Annotated in this window: 14 protein-coding genes; 4 read left to right on the plus strand and 10 right to left on the minus strand. The window is 62.0% G+C overall.

Features of this window, described 5'->3' with window-relative positions:
• Positions 1-58: 58 nt before the first annotated feature.
• The gene (locus LSO07_RS23010) at positions 59-337 is read left to right on the plus strand and encodes a hypothetical protein (RefSeq protein ID WP_099394404.1); all 279 of its coding nucleotides are present in this window, start codon (positions 59-61) and stop codon (positions 335-337) included.
• A 348-nt stretch (positions 338-685) separates the two neighbouring features.
• Here the strand turns inward: LSO07_RS23010 and ftsB are convergent, their stop codons facing one another.
• From ftsB to LSO07_RS23025, 3 genes are all read right to left on the minus strand, one after another.
• Positions 686-1,009 carry a cell division protein FtsB gene (gene ftsB / locus LSO07_RS23015; protein WP_010400534.1) on the minus strand — a complete coding sequence of 108 codons (324 nt, stop codon included), beginning with the start codon at positions 1,007-1,009 and terminating at the stop codon, positions 686-688.
• A gap of 62 nt (positions 1,010-1,071) precedes the next feature.
• Positions 1,072-2,355, minus strand: coding sequence for a phosphopyruvate hydratase (gene eno, locus LSO07_RS23020; RefSeq protein WP_070260371.1), 1,284 nt, complete (start codon positions 2,353-2,355; stop codon positions 1,072-1,074).
• Between the two features lie 141 nt (positions 2,356-2,496).
• Positions 2,497-4,149 carry a CTP synthase gene (locus LSO07_RS23025; protein ID WP_034783327.1) on the minus strand — a complete coding sequence of 551 codons (1,653 nt, stop codon included), beginning with the start codon at positions 4,147-4,149 and terminating at the stop codon, positions 2,497-2,499.
• 246 nt (positions 4,150-4,395) lie between these two features.
• Here LSO07_RS23025 and LSO07_RS23030 point away from each other — a divergent pair, with 246 nt between their 5' ends.
• Positions 4,396-4,797, plus strand: a complete 402-nt coding sequence (locus LSO07_RS23030; RefSeq protein ID WP_034783326.1) for a PRC-barrel domain-containing protein — start codon at positions 4,396-4,398, stop codon at positions 4,795-4,797.
• Between the two features lie 138 nt (positions 4,798-4,935).
• Here LSO07_RS23030 and LSO07_RS23035 read toward each other — a convergent pair whose 3' ends face one another.
• From LSO07_RS23035 to LSO07_RS23055, 5 genes are all read right to left on the minus strand, one after another.
• Complete coding sequence (locus tag LSO07_RS23035; protein WP_151096658.1) at positions 4,936-7,194, minus strand: TonB-dependent receptor domain-containing protein; 2,259 nt, start codon at positions 7,192-7,194, stop codon at positions 4,936-4,938.
• Positions 7,195-7,246: 52 nt separating this feature from the next.
• Positions 7,247-8,020 (minus strand): energy transducer TonB family protein, encoded by a 774-nt coding sequence (locus tag LSO07_RS23040; RefSeq protein WP_151096659.1) that lies wholly within the window; start codon positions 8,018-8,020, stop codon positions 7,247-7,249.
• A complete protein-coding gene (exbD, locus tag LSO07_RS23045) occupies positions 8,017-8,442 on the minus strand; it encodes a TonB system transport protein ExbD (RefSeq protein ID WP_151096660.1) in 426 nt (141 codons plus the stop codon). The genes LSO07_RS23040 and exbD overlap by 4 nt, the downstream gene beginning before the upstream one ends.
• A 3-nt stretch (positions 8,443-8,445) precedes the next feature.
• On the minus strand, positions 8,446-9,207 hold the full coding sequence (exbB, locus tag LSO07_RS23050; RefSeq protein WP_151096661.1) for a tonB-system energizer ExbB: 762 nt from the start codon (positions 9,205-9,207) through the stop codon (positions 8,446-8,448).
• Positions 9,208-9,348: 141 nt separating this feature from the next.
• Positions 9,349-10,266, minus strand: a complete 918-nt coding sequence (locus LSO07_RS23055; RefSeq protein ID WP_151096662.1) for a ChaN family lipoprotein — start codon at positions 10,264-10,266, stop codon at positions 9,349-9,351.
• Positions 10,267-10,455: 189 nt separating this feature from the next.
• Between LSO07_RS23055 and LSO07_RS23060 the strand changes: the two genes are divergently transcribed.
• Positions 10,456-11,865 (plus strand): FAD-binding oxidoreductase, encoded by a 1,410-nt coding sequence (locus LSO07_RS23060; protein ID WP_092606577.1) that lies wholly within the window; start codon positions 10,456-10,458, stop codon positions 11,863-11,865.
• Here LSO07_RS23060 and LSO07_RS23065 read toward each other — a convergent pair whose 3' ends face one another.
• Together LSO07_RS23065 and LSO07_RS23070 are read right to left on the minus strand one after the other, a co-directional pair.
• The gene (locus LSO07_RS23065; protein ID WP_071653369.1) at positions 11,866-12,339 is read right to left on the minus strand and encodes a GNAT family N-acetyltransferase; all 474 of its coding nucleotides are present in this window, start codon (positions 12,337-12,339) and stop codon (positions 11,866-11,868) included.
• 39 nt (positions 12,340-12,378) lie between these two features.
• The gene (locus tag LSO07_RS23070) at positions 12,379-15,525 is read right to left on the minus strand and encodes an error-prone DNA polymerase (protein WP_151096663.1); all 3,147 of its coding nucleotides are present in this window, start codon (positions 15,523-15,525) and stop codon (positions 12,379-12,381) included.
• A 96-nt stretch (positions 15,526-15,621) separates the two neighbouring features.
• Here LSO07_RS23070 and LSO07_RS23075 point away from each other — a divergent pair, with 96 nt between their 5' ends.
• Positions 15,622-16,407, plus strand: a complete 786-nt coding sequence (locus LSO07_RS23075) for a PhzF family phenazine biosynthesis protein (RefSeq protein ID WP_151096664.1) — start codon at positions 15,622-15,624, stop codon at positions 16,405-16,407.
• The last annotated feature ends 145 nt before the right edge of the window (positions 16,408-16,552 follow it).

Consider the following 16,552-nt stretch of genomic DNA (forward strand, 5'->3'; position numbering starts at 1 on the left):
CGCATATCGCAAACTCCATTATTGTGCAATGCAACAACAGACCATTCATGGAGGGCATATGTCCACTTTTACCAACACCTACAGCAACGACAACAATAACTACTTCAGCAACCTGGGCCGCGCCACGCGCGCCTTCCTGGGCGCCCTGCTCGCTTCCAAGCCATACAGCGAACTGGCGCAGAAGGAAGTCATCGCCAGCAGCGTCACCGATGAAGAACAGCGCTATGTGCGCCCAAGCAAGCGCGATTTCGCCCTGCTGAACTCGGAAGCGAACCGCTACGAAAAGCTGATGCCGAATCTGGCCGCAGAACTGCGCTTCCTGGCGTCGCGCGGTTAAAAAACGTTCATGGCGGCGTTGCCTGCGCCTCGCCGTACTGACGTATTGTCTTCGGCTTGGCGCCTGGCCCTGGACGTTTTTTTAGCTCACTAAATATTAACAAGGAATTTTTATGATGTTTCTCGAAACCGCATTGATCGCCGTGGCCGTCGTGGTCACCGGCATCCACTTTTACCTGATCACGACCGGCAAGGCCCGTTTCTGATCAGCAAGCAGCAAGGCAGTAGCAGCACGCCGCGCCATGCGGCCAGTCGTGTGCAGCAGTACAAGGTAATAAGTACAAGGTAGTCATGTGATATGTCAGCCTGGCAATCGGTCCAGGCTGGCAAGTGGGAAGTTAGTACTGTCTTAATGTGGCGCAGCAGCGTCCACCGGTGTTTCCAGCAGTGGCGGGGTCTGGCCCTTGCGCACGATCTGCACGAAAATCTCATTCTGTTTGACCATGCCCAGCTCATAGCGGGCACGCTCCTCGACGGCGCCCGTACCATCTTTCAGGTCGCGCACTTCGGATTCGAGCTTGGCGTTTCGCGCCTTCAATTCCACGTTCTTCTTGTTGGCCACCGCCACTTGGGCTTCCATGTCGGCAACACGCAGCCAGCCGCCTTTACCCAGCCAGAGGGGAAATTGTATCAACAGCAGCAGGGCTGCCAGGGCGAGCGTAATCAGGCGCATGGGACATTCAGTTAAAAAACCGGCCGGAACATCTCCGGCCGGCCAGTGGGTTTTACATCAGCTTACTTCAGATTATAGAACGCATCGCGGCCAGGGTAGCTGGCGATGTCGCCCAGGTCTTCCTCGATACGCAGCAGCTGGTTGTACTTGGCCATGCGGTCCGAACGCGACATCGAGCCGGTCTTGATCTGCAGGGCATTGGTGGCCACGGCGATATCGGCGATGGTCGAGTCTTCCGTTTCGCCCGAGCGGTGCGAAATGACGGCCGTGTAACCGGCGCGCTTGGCCATTTCGATGGCGGCGAAGGTTTCCGTCAGGGTGCCGATCTGGTTGATCTTGATCAGGATCGAGTTGGCGATGCCTTTCGAGATGCCTTCTTTCAGGATCTTGGTGTTGGTGACATACAGGTCGTCGCCGACCAGTTGCACTTTCTTGCCCAGTTCCTTTGTGAGGATCGCCCAGCCGTCCCAGTCGCCTTCATGCATCGCGTCTTCGATCGAGATGATCGGGTACTTGTCGCACCAGGTCGCCAGCAGGTTGGTGAATTCGGTGGCCGTCAGGCTCAGGCCTTCGCCTTCCATTTCGTACTTGCCGTTCTTGTAGAACTCGGACGCGGCACAATCGAGGCCGATGGCGATCTGCGTGCCTGGCTCGTAGCCCGCTTCTTCGATGGCCTGGATGATCAGCTTGATGGCTTCTTCATGGTTGGCCAGCGATGGCGCGAAACCGCCTTCGTCGCCCACGTTGGTGTTCAGGCCCTTCTTGTGCAGGATCTTTTTCAGCGTGTGGAATACTTCCGCGCCGTAGCGGACGGCTTCCTTGAACGACGGGGCGCCCACGGGAATGATCATGAATTCCTGGATGTCCAGGTTGTTGTCGGCGTGCGCGCCGCCGTTGATGACGTTCATCATCGGCACTGGCATCTGCATGGCGCCCGAACCGCCGAAATAGCGGTACAGCGGCAAGCCCGCTTCTTCAGCGGCAGCCTTGGCGACAGCCATCGAGACGGCCAGGATGGCGTTGGCGCCCAGGCGCGATTTGTTTTCCGTGCCGTCCAGGTCGATCAGGGTACGGTCCAGGAAAGCCTGTTCATTGGCGTCCAGGCCCATGATGGCTTCGGAGATTTCGGTATTGATGTTTTCGCATGCTTGCAGCACGCCCTTGCCGAAGTAGCGCTTGGCGTCGCCATCGCGCAATTCCACGGCTTCGCGCGAACCGGTCGAGGCACCCGACGGCACGGCCGCACGGCCCATCACGCCCGATTCCAGCAACACATCGCATTCGACGGTCGGGTTACCGCGCGAGTCCAGGATTTCGCGACCGATAATATCAACAATAGCACTCATGTCATTCTCCAAAGTTAAGCGTAACAGGGGCTGCACACTGCGTTCTGATGCGCAATTGCACAAAGTGGGCAAAGAAACTCCCGGCGGAGACTATCAGGCCGGGAGCTGTCTTACAGGTAATACTGTCGCTATCGACCGGCGTTATTCAGCGACGGCGTTGGCTTCCTTGTGCGCCAGCGCTGCCTTGATGAACGAGGTAAACAACGGATGGCCGGTGCGTGGCGTCGACTTGAACTCAGGATGGTATTGCACGCCCATATACCATGGGTGGGCATTCTCACCCGTGCGTGGCAATTCCATGATTTCGCACAAATCTTCGCTCGGCGTACGGGCCGACACGATCAGGCCAGCCGCTTCGACACGGGCCAGGTAGTGATTATTGGCTTCGTAGCGATGGCGGTGACGCTCGGTCACCACGCTGCCGTAGATCTCGGCGGCGAGGGTGCCCGGATTGACGGCGCAGGTCTGCGCGCCCAGGCGCATGGTACCGCCCAGGTCCGAGTTTTCATCGCGCAACTCGACTTTACCATCGTGGTTTTGCCACTCATTGATCAGTGCAACGACAGGTTGATCCGTATCAAGGTCGAACTCGGTCGAATTCGCGTTTGGCATGCCTGCCTTGTTGCGCGCGTATTCGATCAGGGCCACTTGCATGCCCAGGCAGATGCCCAGGTAAGGGATCTTGTTTTCACGGGCGAACTGGGCCGCCTTGATCTTGCCTTCCACGCCGCGCTTGCCGAAGCCGCCCGGTACCAGGATGGCATCGTACTTGCCCAGGTTGTCGCAACCGGTCGTTTCGATTTCTTCCGAATCGATGTATTCGATGTTGACGCGGCTTTCCGTGTGGATGCCGGCGTGGCGCAGCGCTTCGATCAGCGACTTGTACGACTCGGTCAGCTCGACATACTTGCCGACCATGCCGACGGTGATTTCCGCCTTCGGGTGCTCCATCGTATAGATCAGCTTGCTCCAGATCGACAGGTCGGCCGGCGCCGGATCGAGGTCCAGCGCGTCGCAGATGATCTTGTCGAGGCCCTGGTCGTGCAGCATTTGCGGCACTTTGTAGATGGTGTCGACATCCCATACGGAAATGACGGCGTCTTCCTCGATGTTCGAGAACAGCGAGATTTTCGCGCGCTCGTCTTCCGGGATGGCGCGGTCGGCGCGGCACAGCAGCGCGTTTGGCAAGATGCCGATTTCGCGCAGCTTTTGCACCGAGTGCTGGGTCGGCTTGGTTTTCAGTTCACCGGCCGAGGCGATGTAAGGCACCAGGGTCAGGTGGACGAAAGCCGTGTTCTTGCGGCCGGCGCGCAGGCTCAGCTGACGCGCCGCTTCCAGGAATGGCAGCGATTCGATATCGCCGACGGTGCCGCCGATTTCGCACAGGGCCACGTCGTAGCCTTCGGCGCCACGGCGGATGTAATCCTGGATTTCATTGGTGATATGCGGAATCACCTGCACGGTCTTGCCCAGATATTCGCCCCGGCGTTCCTTGCGGATCACCGATTCATAGATCTGGCCAGTGGTGAAGTTATTCACCTTTTTCATGCGGGTGGAGATGAAGCGCTCGTAGTGACCGAGGTCGAGGTCGGTTTCGGCCCCGTCATCGGTGACGAATACTTCACCGTGCTGCATAGGGCTCATCGTGCCAGGATCGACGTTGATATACGGGTCGAGCTTGAGCATGGTGACTTTAAGGCCGCGCGATTCGAGGATCGCGGCGAGGGAGGCGGCGGCAATCCCTTTTCCAAGGGAAGACACAACGCCACCAGTGACGAAGACAAATTTGGTCATTGCAGATGGTGCCGAACGGCACGTGCGGGAAATTGAAATTATACACTAAAGCCCGCCTGCGTCGCTCCCCGCGCGCGGAAATTTGCGCCAAATGACGACTATCCCTCCCCCTCCTGCTGTCTACGCGCAACAAAATTACCCAATAACAATAATTGAAATATTTCCAATTCCATATTTTGTGTGGGAGACCGAACAGACCCTGCCACGGCAGACGTCCAGACTGGAATTTTTCAACGGAGGTACATCATGAGCTACGAAGAACGCGACGCCTACGGCATGTATGTCAACCGCGGCCACAAAGGCCCCGGCCCTGAACTGATGGGTGCAGACACCCTGATCGGCGACCATGTGCACAACGCCAAGGATGAACATCTGGGCGAAATCAAGGAAATCATGATCGACATGCGCAGCGGCAAAATCGCCTACGCCGTCATGTCGCACGGCGGCGTCTTCACCATCGGCGAAAAGCTGTTCGCCGTGCCGTGGGAAGCGCTGCTGCTCGACACCGTCAACAAGCGCTTCACCCTCAACGTCGACAAGGAACGCATCGAAAACGCCCCCGGCTTCGATACGGATAACTGGCCGAACATGGCCGATACCACGTGGATCAATTCCATCCACAGCTACTACGGCACCACGCCGCGTTGATAACACCTGACAAAACTTACTGCGCGGTGCGCTTTGCGGCCGGCGATGCTCACTGTGCTATAGCACAGCTGCGCTTCTCGGCCACAAATCACATCCGCTCGCTACAGTTTTGTCAGGCGTCGCCGCTTTGCTAAAAAACTAGAAGCGGTACTCCAGCCCTGCCACATACGTCCTGCCCCGTGCCGTGCTCAGCGGCGTATTCTCTTGCGACTGCGATGGCATCGAGTTCAAGCGGTTCAGCGCTTCCGAGAAATCCTTGTTCATGGCGTTTTGCACGGACAGGCGCAGGAACAGGTTCTTGCTGACCTGGTAACTCGCATACAGGTCGATCACGGCTGGGATCTTCGGATTGTCGGCCTTGAGCACTTCGCCCGTCGCTTCATCGGCTTCATTATCCGGCGACAGGCGGCGGTTCGAGCCCGTGTGCTTGAGGATGGCGCCCACTTCCAGCTTGTTGTCCAGCAGGCGCGTGCCCACGTCGAGGTTGTAGTACACGCTGGGCAGCTCGCTGATGTCGGCCGCGCCAAACCAGGCGCTGGCGATCGACGTGGGCTGGCGCGTCGTTTCGCGCGTGTACGACAGGCGCGCATAGGCCGGCCCCAGCTGGTACTGCGCTTCCAGTTCCCAGCCGCGCGTATGCACGGGTGTGGCCGAGTTAATGTAGATATACATATTCGTCACGTACGCATCGACGGTCTCCCAATCCGTGGCGATCACTTCCGATATATTGCACTTGCGCCCGTTATCGCACACGAGGAAGGATTGGCTGGTGATATAGCCATCGATCTTGCTCTTGAAATACAGGGCCTTGAAATTCAGCACGTCGTTCTTGCTCAGCAAACCATGCAGGCTGGAATTAAAACCCAGCTGGTAGGTGCTGGCCCGCTCGCCCTTCAGGAAGGGGTTCATCGACGCCCCGCCGTCATTCGAGAAAAACACTTCCTGCGGATTCGGCCCGCGCATGGTGCGCTCGGCGCTGGCAAACGGCTGGAACCATGGCGTCACCTGCGCGGAAACGAGCAGCGAGGGATTGATGCCATGCTCCTTGAGCGCAATATTGCTTGCCCCTTGCGGGAAGCACTGCACGCGCAAATCGCAGGCGGGCTTGTGGCCCGTCAAATCAAAATGCGTGTAGTTGAGGCCCGCATTGACTTGAACAATGCCGCGGTTGTATTGCAGGCCCGCATACAGGCTGTTGATCTTTTGCACGCCCTCGGGACCGAACGTATTGTTTTCAATCGATTGCTGGTTCGCATCCGGGTTGTCCGGATCGTCGACCAGGCTTTCCACGTGCTTGCTGTATTTATTACGCATCAGCTTGCCGCCAATGGTCACCAGCGCATCGCCGCCGGCCAGCCTGAAGCTGCTGGTGTTGTTGATGTCGAAGGCGTCGGCGCGGTTGGCCGCATTCGTGTTGATGAAATTGGTCAGCGCCTCGGGCATGTATTTCTGGTTGCCGCGGCTGCTGCTGGCCACCACATTGAGATCGATCAACTCGGAAAACGGCGTGTAGTGATATTTGACGTAGTAGTCATCGCTGTGGATATCGCGGCGCGTAAACGTGCTGCGGTAATCGCGCGCCGACAGTTCCAGCGCATGGAAGTCGCTCAATTTGAGGTCCAGCTTGAGCAATTGCGACTTGGGTTTTTGCTTGTAATAGCGGTTGTAGCCAAAACCGAATTCCTCGCTGTTGACGCCCTTCGCATTCTTGTAGTTGTTGCCGATCACGCTCGCGCTGGTGGCGGCCATGAAGCCCACGCTGCCGCCATCGAAGGCCGGATTTTTCATGGCCACGGCCAGCATGGCGCTGCGTCCCACGCCGTTATTCCCAGCCGACATCTTCGTGCGCGCCCCCGTTTTTTCCCCGGCGAAGACGACGTCATCGACGCCGATGGTGCGGAAATTGGCGCTGCCGGCCAGCGCATTGACGCCGTCGCCGCCGACGACATTGCCACGCGACACATCCACCCCGATGATGAAATTCGGATCGATCAGGGCGCCGAACTGACTGCTGGGCACGCCGCCGTGCGACACGGACGAGGGTGCGCTGCCATAGTAATTCTGACTCACGCCATCGACCATCATGTTGACGCGCCCCAGGCCCGACAAGCCGCGGATGTTGACGCTGACGGCGCCCTGCGCCGGATCGATCTGGGTAAACGTGCCTGGCATGCTGCGCACGATCTGGTCCACGGGCTGCAAGCGCGTGTCCGGCCCGCGCGCACTGACGGCGCCCGGTTTTTCCAGCGCCTGCTGTTCCGCCGGCACCGTTTCACCCGATACATTCAGTGGCGGAAATTCCACCTTGCCACTGTCTTGGACTTGTTGTGCCCATGCCTGCTGCGCGAGCAAGGCCATGCAGATGCCCACGGCCTGCGTCATTGTCTTGATATGCATACACCCTCGATTTGTTATGGATAGATTTTTTGAATGAAAAGCGATGGCATCCTCATGCCTTGTCCTGTCCTGGCTCCAGCTTGAACGAGACGGGCAAGGTGACGGTCACCGTGCCCTGGTGCAGGACGTTATCGGGCGGCGCCGGCAACGGTTGCGCGCGCTCAAGCACCTGCAGCGCTTCGCGGTCGAGCAGCACCGTGCCCGATGAAGTGACCAGTTCGCTGGCCAGCAGCTTGCCGTCGCGGTCCACTTGGAAGCGCACCCAGGCGGCGCCAGCCCGCTTGCGCTGGCGCGCATCGCCCGGATAGCGCTTGAAGTGGGCCAGATGGACGAGCACGCGGCTTTGCCAGCTGGCCGGCGCCGCGCTGCTTGACGGCGTGTCGCTATTGAACGGCGCCGCCTGCGGACCGCGCACGGCAGCCGGTGCCGGCGTGGCGCTGCTGCTGGCCTGCGCGGGCACGGCAACTTCCTTGGCGGCATCCTTGCCCGGCTCCGTCGATGGGCTGGCAGCCGCCTTTTCCTCTTTTTCCGCCGCGACGATCTCCGGCACGGCGGCGCGCGCCAGCACGGGCAGCGCCTCTTGCCGGATGGCGCTCCTTGGCGGCCGGGCCGAGCTGGAGGCAGCCGACTGGCGTGCGCCCACAGCATGCGCGACCTGTGTTTCCGGCGACATCGCCTGTGCGGCAAATACCACCATCACGCTGGCCGCCGGGTTGGCGGGCGCCACGGTAACGGAATGCCAGCTGGTCCACAGCAGCAACGCCAGCATGCCCGCTACCACCAGCGCCGTGGCGATGCCCCAGTTCAATACAGGGCGCGGATTCACCCACCCTCCCGGCCGACCAGGCCCACTTTCAGATAACCGGCCTGGCGCAGGGCATCCATCACGCCCAGCACGTCTTCATACGCCGCTTGCTTGTCGGCCTGGAAAAACAGGGTGCGCTGGCGGTCGCCGCCCGTCTGGGCGTCAAGCAAACCGCCCAGCTGCTCGCGCGCCACGGGCGACTCGCCCAGATACAGGCTGTGGTCCGCTTTCAGGGACACGAACAGGGGCTTTCCGGGGCGCGGTTCCGGCTTGGCAGTGGCGGCCGGCAAGTCGATTTTCAGGTCGACCGTGGCCAGCGGCGAGACCACCATGAAGATGATCAACAGCACCAGCATCACATCGATGAAGGGCGTGACATTGATCTCGCTCAACTCTGGCATGTCGGCCGTGTCGTCGTCCGGGGAGGGAAACAGGGAAGCCATGGCTCAGGCCTGCTTGCGCGTGTCGAGGTCGCGGCTCAGCATCAGCAGCACTTGCGCGGAAGCGGCCCGCAGCTGCGCCTTGTACTGGTTGATGCCACGGCTGAGCACGTTATAGATGACGACGGCGGGAATCGCCGCCACCAGGCCCAGGGCGGTGGCCAGCAAGGCTTCCGCGATGCCGGGCGCGACGGTTGCCAGATTCGTGCTCTGGCTGACGGCAATGCCGATAAAGCTGTTCATGATGCCCCACACGGTGCCGAACAGGCCGACGAACGGCGCCACGGCGCCGATGCTGGCGAGCAGGCCGATGCCTTGCGTCATGGCGCGTACCTGCTGCGCAATGAACTGTTCCTGGCGAAAGCCGGCCCGCTCTTTCAGGGCCGCCGCCGGCGCGCTGGCGTGCGACAGATCCAGTTCCTGCTGCACATCGTCGAGCAACTGCTGCGCCAGCGAAGTGCTACCTGCCCCCTCCACTTTGGCGGCCGCGTCAGGCAGCGAGGTGGCCGTCTTCAGCATGGCGACGGCTTGCGCCGCCACGCGCCGGGCTTGCAGCAAACTGGCGCCCTTCACCAGCAACACCACCCAGGTGGCCAGCGCGGCAATCAGCAAGCCGATGAGCACGCTTTTGACGACCTGGTCGGCGGCGAAAAACATGCCCAACGGCGACATATCATGCGGCAAGGCGGACGCTTGCGCGGTGGCGTGGAACAGGGAAAGAAACATGCCGCCAGCGGCGGCTTTGATATGGAACAAGGGGATACGCATGGGAGCTTCAACAGGTAACAGGCATGGCTGCGCCAACGGCGCGCACGCGCATGCAAAAAAATCGGACGGACTACCTGGCTGCTGCGGGGAAGCTTGCTGGGGGAGAATGCCGGGCTGACCGCCCGGCGGAGGTGAAACGGCTTACTTGGCGCTGGCGATAGCGGATGCGGCAACCGGCGTGAACCAGACGAAATCCGCCTGCGGCGCCAGCACAGTGGCGCCCGTCTGCGCCAGGACCAGCACCAGCGGCGCAGGGCCGCCCGTCAAGTCCTGCACGTGCAGCGGCACGCCCAGGTCCTTGTGCGCATGGTAGGCGCCGGCGATCAGCACGGCCGGCGCGGGCGCGGCCAGCAGGCGCTCGGCCATGCGGCGGTCGCGCTGCTGCTGCACCGACAGCATGGCGGCCAGGCGCGGTTCGTCGATCTGGTTGTCATGCATGACGCGTATGATGTCTTTCAGCTTGGCATGCACCTTGCCATCGTTGGCCAGGTTCGAGTACTTGCCCTGCACGGCCGGCTTATCGACAAACATTTGCTTGATCTCGCTGCGGTCCAGGTTGGCCGACCAGACGGGATACGGCGCGCGCATCACGGTCATGACCAGGTCGCCATACTGCTCCCACTTCCAGCTGGGCTGCCAGGCCAGCAGCTCGGCCACGTGCTCGGGGCGCACGACGGGATCCGTCTGCAGCCACGGCTTGACCTTGTCCACCTTGGCTTGCTGGTCCGGGTTCAGCATTTCCAGCAGCACGCTGCCTTGCGGGCGCCGGCCCTGCAACTGCTGCAGCAGCCATTGCTCGATCTGATGATGGCTGAGCTGGTCATGCTGTTCGCCCACGATGATCCTCGGCGCGGCAGCCAGCTGGGCCAGCAGTTGTTCGGCAGTCACGCGCTGGCCGCTGCGCAAGTCGACGATCTCGCCCAGCTGGCGCACATCCTGCGCGGCGGACGTCGCGGCGCCGCCGGTGGCCGCGCCAGTTACGGGGGCGACACTGCTGCAGGCGCTCAGGGCCAGCACGCAGGCGGGCAGGACGGCAGCGATGGACAGGGAGAATTTCATGGGCATGGCCTTTCGGGTCTAAGCACGCATTGCAAAATAACTACTGGCGGGCATTTTAATAGAAATGATTCTCATTTACAACCAATGCATGGCGAACCATACAGATTTTTTTACTACTGGCAAAAACCAATATGCTGCTTCGGTGAAATCCCCGGGCGCGGAGTAGAATAAAAAAAACGGAGGACTCGCGTGAATCAAACTGACCAGTTGGCGGTACTGAAAAAACCGCTGCCCGTATCCCTTGCTGCCGTACTTTCCCTGATCTTTGCCGACCGCTTTTCCATGACGCAAGCCATGCGCGAACACCATGGCCGCGACGAGTCGAGCTATCCTCCCATGCTGCCGGACGCCGTCATCTTCGCCCATTCCACCGAGGAAGTGGCCGCCGCCGTCAAGCTGTGCAGCGCGCACGACGTGCCCATCATCGCCTACGGCAGCGGCACTTCGCTCGAAGGCCATGTGCTGGCCCTGCATGGCGGCGTGACGATTGACCTGTCGCAAATGCACCAGATGGTGGCGGTGCATGGCGAAGACTTGACGGCCACCGTGCAGGCAGGGGTGACGCGCAAACAGCTGAACGAGGAAATCCGCGACACGGGCCTGTTCTTCCCCATCGACCCGGGCGCCAATGCGTCGCTGGGCGGCATGGCCGCCACGCGCGCCTCGGGCACGAACGCCGTGCGCTACGGCACCATGCGCGAAAACGTGCTGGCCCTGACCGTGGTGACGGCCGATGGCCGTATCATCAAGACGGGGACCAGGGCGAAAAAATCGTCGGCCGGCTACGACCTGACGCGCCTGTTCGTCGGCAGCGAAGGGACCCTGGGCATCATCACGGAAGTGACGGTGAAACTGTATCCGCTGCCGGAAGCCATCTCGGCTGCCGTCTGCTCGTTCCCCGGCACGGGCGAAGCCGTCAGCGCCGTGATCCAGACCATCCAGATGGGCATTCCTGTGGCGCGGGTCGAGTTTCTCGATGAAAATGGCGTGAAAGCCATCAATGCCTACGACAAGATGGCGCTGCCGGAAAAGCCATTATTACTGTTTGAATTTCACGGCACGCCGGCCAGCGTGGCCGAGCAGGCGCAGCTGGTGCAAGCCATCACGGCGGAGCATGGCGCCAGCGATTTCGAGTGGGCCAGCCGTCCCGAAGACCGCTCGCGCCTGTGGGCCGCGCGCCACAATGCGTATTTCGCCCTGCTGCAACTGCGCCCCGGCAGCCGCGCCATTTCCACCGATTGCTGCGTGCCGATTTCGCGCCTGGCCGAATGCATCCTCGCCACCAAGGCTGATTGCGAAGCGCAGGGGCTCGTCTACGCCATCATCGGCCACGTGGGCGACGGTAATTTCCACGTGCAGATGCTGGTCGACCCGGACGACCCGGCCGATATCGCGCGCGCGGAAAAGGTCAACAGCGACATGGTCACGCGCGCCATCGGCATGGATGGCACCTGCACGGGCGAGCACGGCGTGGGCATGCACAAGATGGCCTTCCTCGTGGAAGAACATGGTGCAGGCGCGATCGACACCATGCGCGCCCTCAAGCACGCGCTGGATCCGAAGAACATCATGAATCCGGGGAAGATCGTGCGCTGGTAACTATACTGCCATGCGCATCGGCACGAAAGCGATACCGCCCTCCTCCACCTTCGGCCCCGTGGCGACAAAGCCCAGGCTTGTGTACAGGGGCAAGGCGTACAGGGAGGAATTGACGGTAAACGCCGTCACATCGCCTTTGGCCAGCGACGCATCGCGGGCTGCCTGCCACAGGCGGCGCGCCATGCCGCGCCGGTGCCAGGCGCGCGGCACGAACATGTGGAACAGATGCGTGTTGTCGCGCATGGCCACCACACCGGCCAGTGCACCGTCGATATGCGCGAGCTGGTAGGCATAGCGAGTCTGCGACAGATAGCCTTCGATGGCCGGCTGGCGGCAATGTTCGATGAATTTTTCCGCCCCCGCGCCATCCGGGTGCAGGGTCAAAAAGGGCATCAGGTCGTCGATCAGGGCGACGATGGCGGGCGCGTCGGCGACCAGGGCGGGACGCAGTGTCGGTTCGGGCAAGGTTGTCATCTTCAAATAATGCCATGGCCTCCTCCCCGCCGGCAACTCTCAACAGAAATCGCGGCTGCTGGTCCGCAAGCGTCCCAGCAAATGCGACATGTCGACCAGGCGCTTGGCCACCAGGTTGCGCACGATGCCTTCGCGCTGCCACACGCCGTACACGCCCAGCAGCGGCGCACTCAATACTTCGCGCCGCTGGCTTTCCACCAGGTCGGGCCAGACGATGGCGTTGACCGTGCCCGTCTCGTCTTCCAGTGTCATGAAGATGACGCCCTTGGCCGTGCCCGGCCGCTGGCGCACGGTGACGATGCCGCAGGCGCGCGCCAGCTGTCCGCTCGTGTAGGTCATCAAGGTGGACGCGGGCAGGAAACGCTGCTCCAGCAATTGCTTGCGCAGCAGCGCCAGCGGGTGGCGGCCCAGGGTCAGGCCTTGCGCGCGGTAGTCGCTGACGATGCTCTCGCCTTCCGTCGGCACGGCCAGCACGGGCAAGTCTTCCTCTTGTGAGGTGGCGCGCAGCAAATCCCTGTCGGGCACGGCGCCGGCCGCCTGCCATAGCGCCGCGCGCCGGTGCCCGGCCAGCGCGTGCAGCGCGTTGCCGGCGGCGAGCACCTGCAAATCATGACGGTCCAGGCCGCCACGGAGGGCCAGGTCGGCCACATCAAGAAAGACGGCGATGGCGCGCGCATCCTCGATGCGCCGGGCCGCTTCCGCGCGCATGCCGAACAGGCTGTTCAAGCCCAGGCGCACGGCGGGTGCGACACCCCGCCCCCCCTGCTCTTCCAGCTCCGCCTCCCAGCCGCTGATGGCCACGTCGACGGGCAGCACTTGCACGCCATGCCGGCGCGCATCCTGCACCAGTTGCGAGGGACTGTAAAAGCCCATGGGCTGGCTGTTGAGCAAGGCGCACAGAAAGGCGGCCGGTTCGTGGCATTTCAGCCAGGAACTGGCGTACGTCAGCAGCGCGAAACTGGCCGCGTGCGATTCGGGAAAACCGTATTCGCCAAAGCCCTCGATCTGGCTGAAGATGGCTTCCGCAAACGTCCGATCGTAATCATTTTTGACCATCGTTTCGACGATGCGTTTCTTGTAATTGTTCATGCCGCCCTTGCGTTTCCAGGCCGCCATGGCGCGCCGCAACTGGTCCGCTTCGCCGGGTGTGAAATCGGCCGCGATGATGGCCACCTGCATTACCTGCTCCTGGAAGATCGGGATGCCCAGGGTGCGTCCCAACGCCTTTTCCAGGCCCTTCGGATAATCGATTGGCTCCTTTTTCTGGCGCCGCTGCAGATACGGATGCACCATGCCGCCCTGGATGGGGCCGGGGCGCACCAGCGCCACCTCGATGACGAGGTCGTAGAATTCCCGGGGACGCAGGCGCGGCAGCATGCTCATCTGGGCGCGCGACTCGATCTGGAACACGCCGATGGTGTCCGCCTCGCACATCATGTCGTAGGTGACGGGGTCTTCCGCGGGAATATCCTGCAGGCGGAATTCCTCGCCGCGCCGCGCCCCCACCAGTTCCAGCGCACGGCGCAGGGCCGACAGCATGCCCAGCGCCAGCACGTCGACCTTCATCAAGCCCAGCTCCTCGAGGTCATTCTTGTCCCACTCGATGACGCTGCGTTCGGCCATGGCCGCGTTTTCAATCGGCACCAGGCGTGACAACTTGCCCTGAGCAATGACAAAGCCGCCCGGATGCTGCGACAAATGACGGGGAAAGCCCAGCAACTGCTGCGCCAGGCCAGCCCACTGCTGCGACAATGCCGCTTCCGGGTCGAGTCCGCATTCGGCCAGGCGCTCCAGCAGATCGCGCTTGCCATCGAACCAGCGATGCGCCTTGGCCACCTTTTCCACGATGGCCAGGTCGATCCCCAGCGCCCGGCCGCTGTCGCGCAAGGCGCTCTTGGGCCGGTAGCTGATCACCACGGCCGCCAGCGCGGCCCGTTCGCGGCCATATTTGCCATAGATATACTGAATCACCTCTTCGCGCCGCTGGTGCTCGAAATCGACGTCGATATCGGGCGGCTCGTTGCGCTCGCGCGACATGAAACGCCCGACCAGCGAGTTGCCGCGCGCCGGGTCCACTTCCGTGATGTGCAAGCAATAGCAGACGGCCGAATTGGCGGCCGAGCCCCTGCCCTGGCACAGGATGTTTTGCGAGCGGGCAAAGCGCACGATGTCGTACACGGTCAAAAAGTACGCTTCATACGACAGCTCGGCGATCAGTTCCAGCTCCTGCTCGACCTGCTCCTGCACGTTCGCCGGAATGCCCAGCGGAAAGCGGATACGCGCGCCCGCATACGTTTCTTCGCGCAGATACGTCGCCGGTGTGTGGCCGTGCGGCACCAGCTCGTCGGGATAGTCATAGCACAGGCTGTCGAGGGAGAATGTGCACAGCTCCGCGATGCGCAGGGTTTGCGCCAGCGCCTGCGGCGGATACACATTGGCCAGGCGCAAGCGCGCGCGCAGATGCTGCTCCGCGTTTTGCGCCAGCGCATAGCCGCACTCGCTCACGGGCTTGCCCACGCGGATCGCGCACAGCGTGTCGAGCAAGGGCTTGCGCGAACGCACGTGCATGCACACGTGGCCGACAGCCACCACGGACAAGCCCTGCGCTTGCGCCGCCTCCTGCACGGCGCTGCGGTGCGCGTCATCCTGCGCCCGCTGCAGCAGGTTCAGGCCCACCCAGCTGCGCTCGCTGCCAAAGGTAGCCGCCATCCACGCCCCCTGCGCGCGCAGCGCCTCGGGCTGGGCAGGATAGCTGGGCAGCAAGATCATCAGACAGCCGGGCAGCCCCCGCAAATGGGCAAACTCGGGCGATGGCGCGGCGAAATCATCGGGCGTCAGCAAATAGCGCCCCTTGGCCGCCCGCGTACGCGCCATGGTGATCAGTTCCGACAAGTTGCCGTAACCGTCGATGTCTTGCACCAGCGCCAGCAAGGACAGGGCCGGACTGCCGTCGGACTGCGTCAAATGAAAATGCGCCCCGATAATCAGGGGAAAATCGGCCCGCTTGGCCACCGCATGGGCACGCACGACACCCGCCAGCGAACACTCGTCGGTAATGGCCAGCCCCTTGTAACCGAGCTGGACGGCGCGCGCCACCAGCTCTTCCGCATGCGAGGCCCCATGCAGGAAGCTGAAATTGCTCAGGCAGTACAACTCAGCATACTCGGGTAAGACTGCGCCCCACATGATCCACCTCAATACTGTACATAAACACAGTATATTATACTTATCTGGAATCGGGCTTATCGTTTATGCTGGTGTTTTACCTCCACATCGACCGCCATGATCGTCCATCTCTTGAAATGTTTCGGCGCCGCACCCGGTGGCGGCAATGCGGCACTGGTCGTGGAAAACGACCACGGCAGCGAAACGGCGCGCCAGCAATTCGCCCAGGAGCGGCAAGTGAGCGCCTGCGTCTTCCTCGACCGGCAGGCGGACGGCAGCATCGTGCTCGACTATTTTTATCCGCACACGCGCAGCCCCCTGTGCCTGCACGCCACCCTGGCGGCCGCGCATGTACTGCTGACGGCGCCTGGCGCGCCGGCAACCCTGACGGTACGCACCGCCATGCGCGGGCAAGCCTTGCAGCTGGTGCGCCGTGCGGAGGGATTGTTCATCGGCCTGGCGCCGCAGCCGGCGCCTGCCGTCCTGGTGGAAAAGTATGTGCCGTCCGAGCTGATGGGCCAGCATATGCACTTGCTGTCGCCGCCCGTGGTCGCCTCCGTCGGCAGTCCGAAGCTGTTGCTGGAAGTGGCCGACCGCACCACCCTGCGCGCGCTGCGGCCGAACCTGGAACTGATCGCCGACTGGAGCGCCTTGCATCAGGTCAGCGGCTGCTATGCGTATTGCCGCACGGGCGAGCACGAGTATGAGGGGCGCAACTTCAACCACCTCGATCCGGCGCTGGAAGACAGCGCCACGGGCGTGGCGGCGGGCGCGCTGGCGGTGCATCTGCAACAGTCGCTGCGTCTGCACCAGGGCCACGTGACGCAGCAGCCGTGTTTGATCGAGGTGCAATACAGCGCGCAGGCCATCTGGGTGGGCGGCATGGTGCAACGCAGCACCTGAATAGGGCGCGCCGCACCAGCACAAGGCAAGCCAGGCAGCGGCCAAAAGATAATCAACCAGGAAACAACAGTTACCGCAAATTTGTAATAACAAAACAAAGTATCGCTGGTGAATGCTGAAATGATGGCACTAGAATCAAGTCACG

Source organism: Janthinobacterium sp. PLB04 (genome assembly GCF_021165895.1).
Lineage (GTDB): Bacteria > Pseudomonadota > Gammaproteobacteria > Burkholderiales > Burkholderiaceae_D > Janthinobacterium > Janthinobacterium lividum.

Coding starts and splice junctions, on each gene's coding strand:
- LSO07_RS23010 (WP_099394404.1), top strand. CDS start 59: ATGTCCACTTTTACCAACACCTACAGCAACGACAACAATAACTACTTC.
- ftsB (WP_010400534.1), bottom strand. CDS start 1,009: ATGCGCCTGATTACGCTCGCCCTGGCAGCCCTGCTGCTGTTGATACAA.
- eno (WP_070260371.1), bottom strand. CDS start 2,355: ATGAGTGCTATTGTTGATATTATCGGTCGCGAAATCCTGGACTCGCGC.
- LSO07_RS23025 (WP_034783327.1), bottom strand. CDS start 4,149: ATGACCAAATTTGTCTTCGTCACTGGTGGCGTTGTGTCTTCCCTTGGA.
- LSO07_RS23030 (WP_034783326.1), top strand. CDS start 4,396: ATGAGCTACGAAGAACGCGACGCCTACGGCATGTATGTCAACCGCGGC.
- LSO07_RS23035 (WP_151096658.1), bottom strand. CDS start 7,194: ATGCATATCAAGACAATGACGCAGGCCGTGGGCATCTGCATGGCCTTG.
- exbD (WP_151096660.1), bottom strand. CDS start 8,442: ATGGCTTCCCTGTTTCCCTCCCCGGACGACGACACGGCCGACATGCCA.
- exbB (WP_151096661.1), bottom strand. CDS start 9,207: ATGCGTATCCCCTTGTTCCATATCAAAGCCGCCGCTGGCGGCATGTTT.
- LSO07_RS23055 (WP_151096662.1), bottom strand. CDS start 10,266: ATGAAATTCTCCCTGTCCATCGCTGCCGTCCTGCCCGCCTGCGTGCTG.
- LSO07_RS23065 (WP_071653369.1), bottom strand. CDS start 12,339: ATGACAACCTTGCCCGAACCGACACTGCGTCCCGCCCTGGTCGCCGAC.
- LSO07_RS23070 (WP_151096663.1), bottom strand. CDS start 15,525: ATGTGGGGCGCAGTCTTACCCGAGTATGCTGAGTTGTACTGCCTGAGC.
- LSO07_RS23075 (WP_151096664.1), top strand. CDS start 15,622: ATGATCGTCCATCTCTTGAAATGTTTCGGCGCCGCACCCGGTGGCGGC.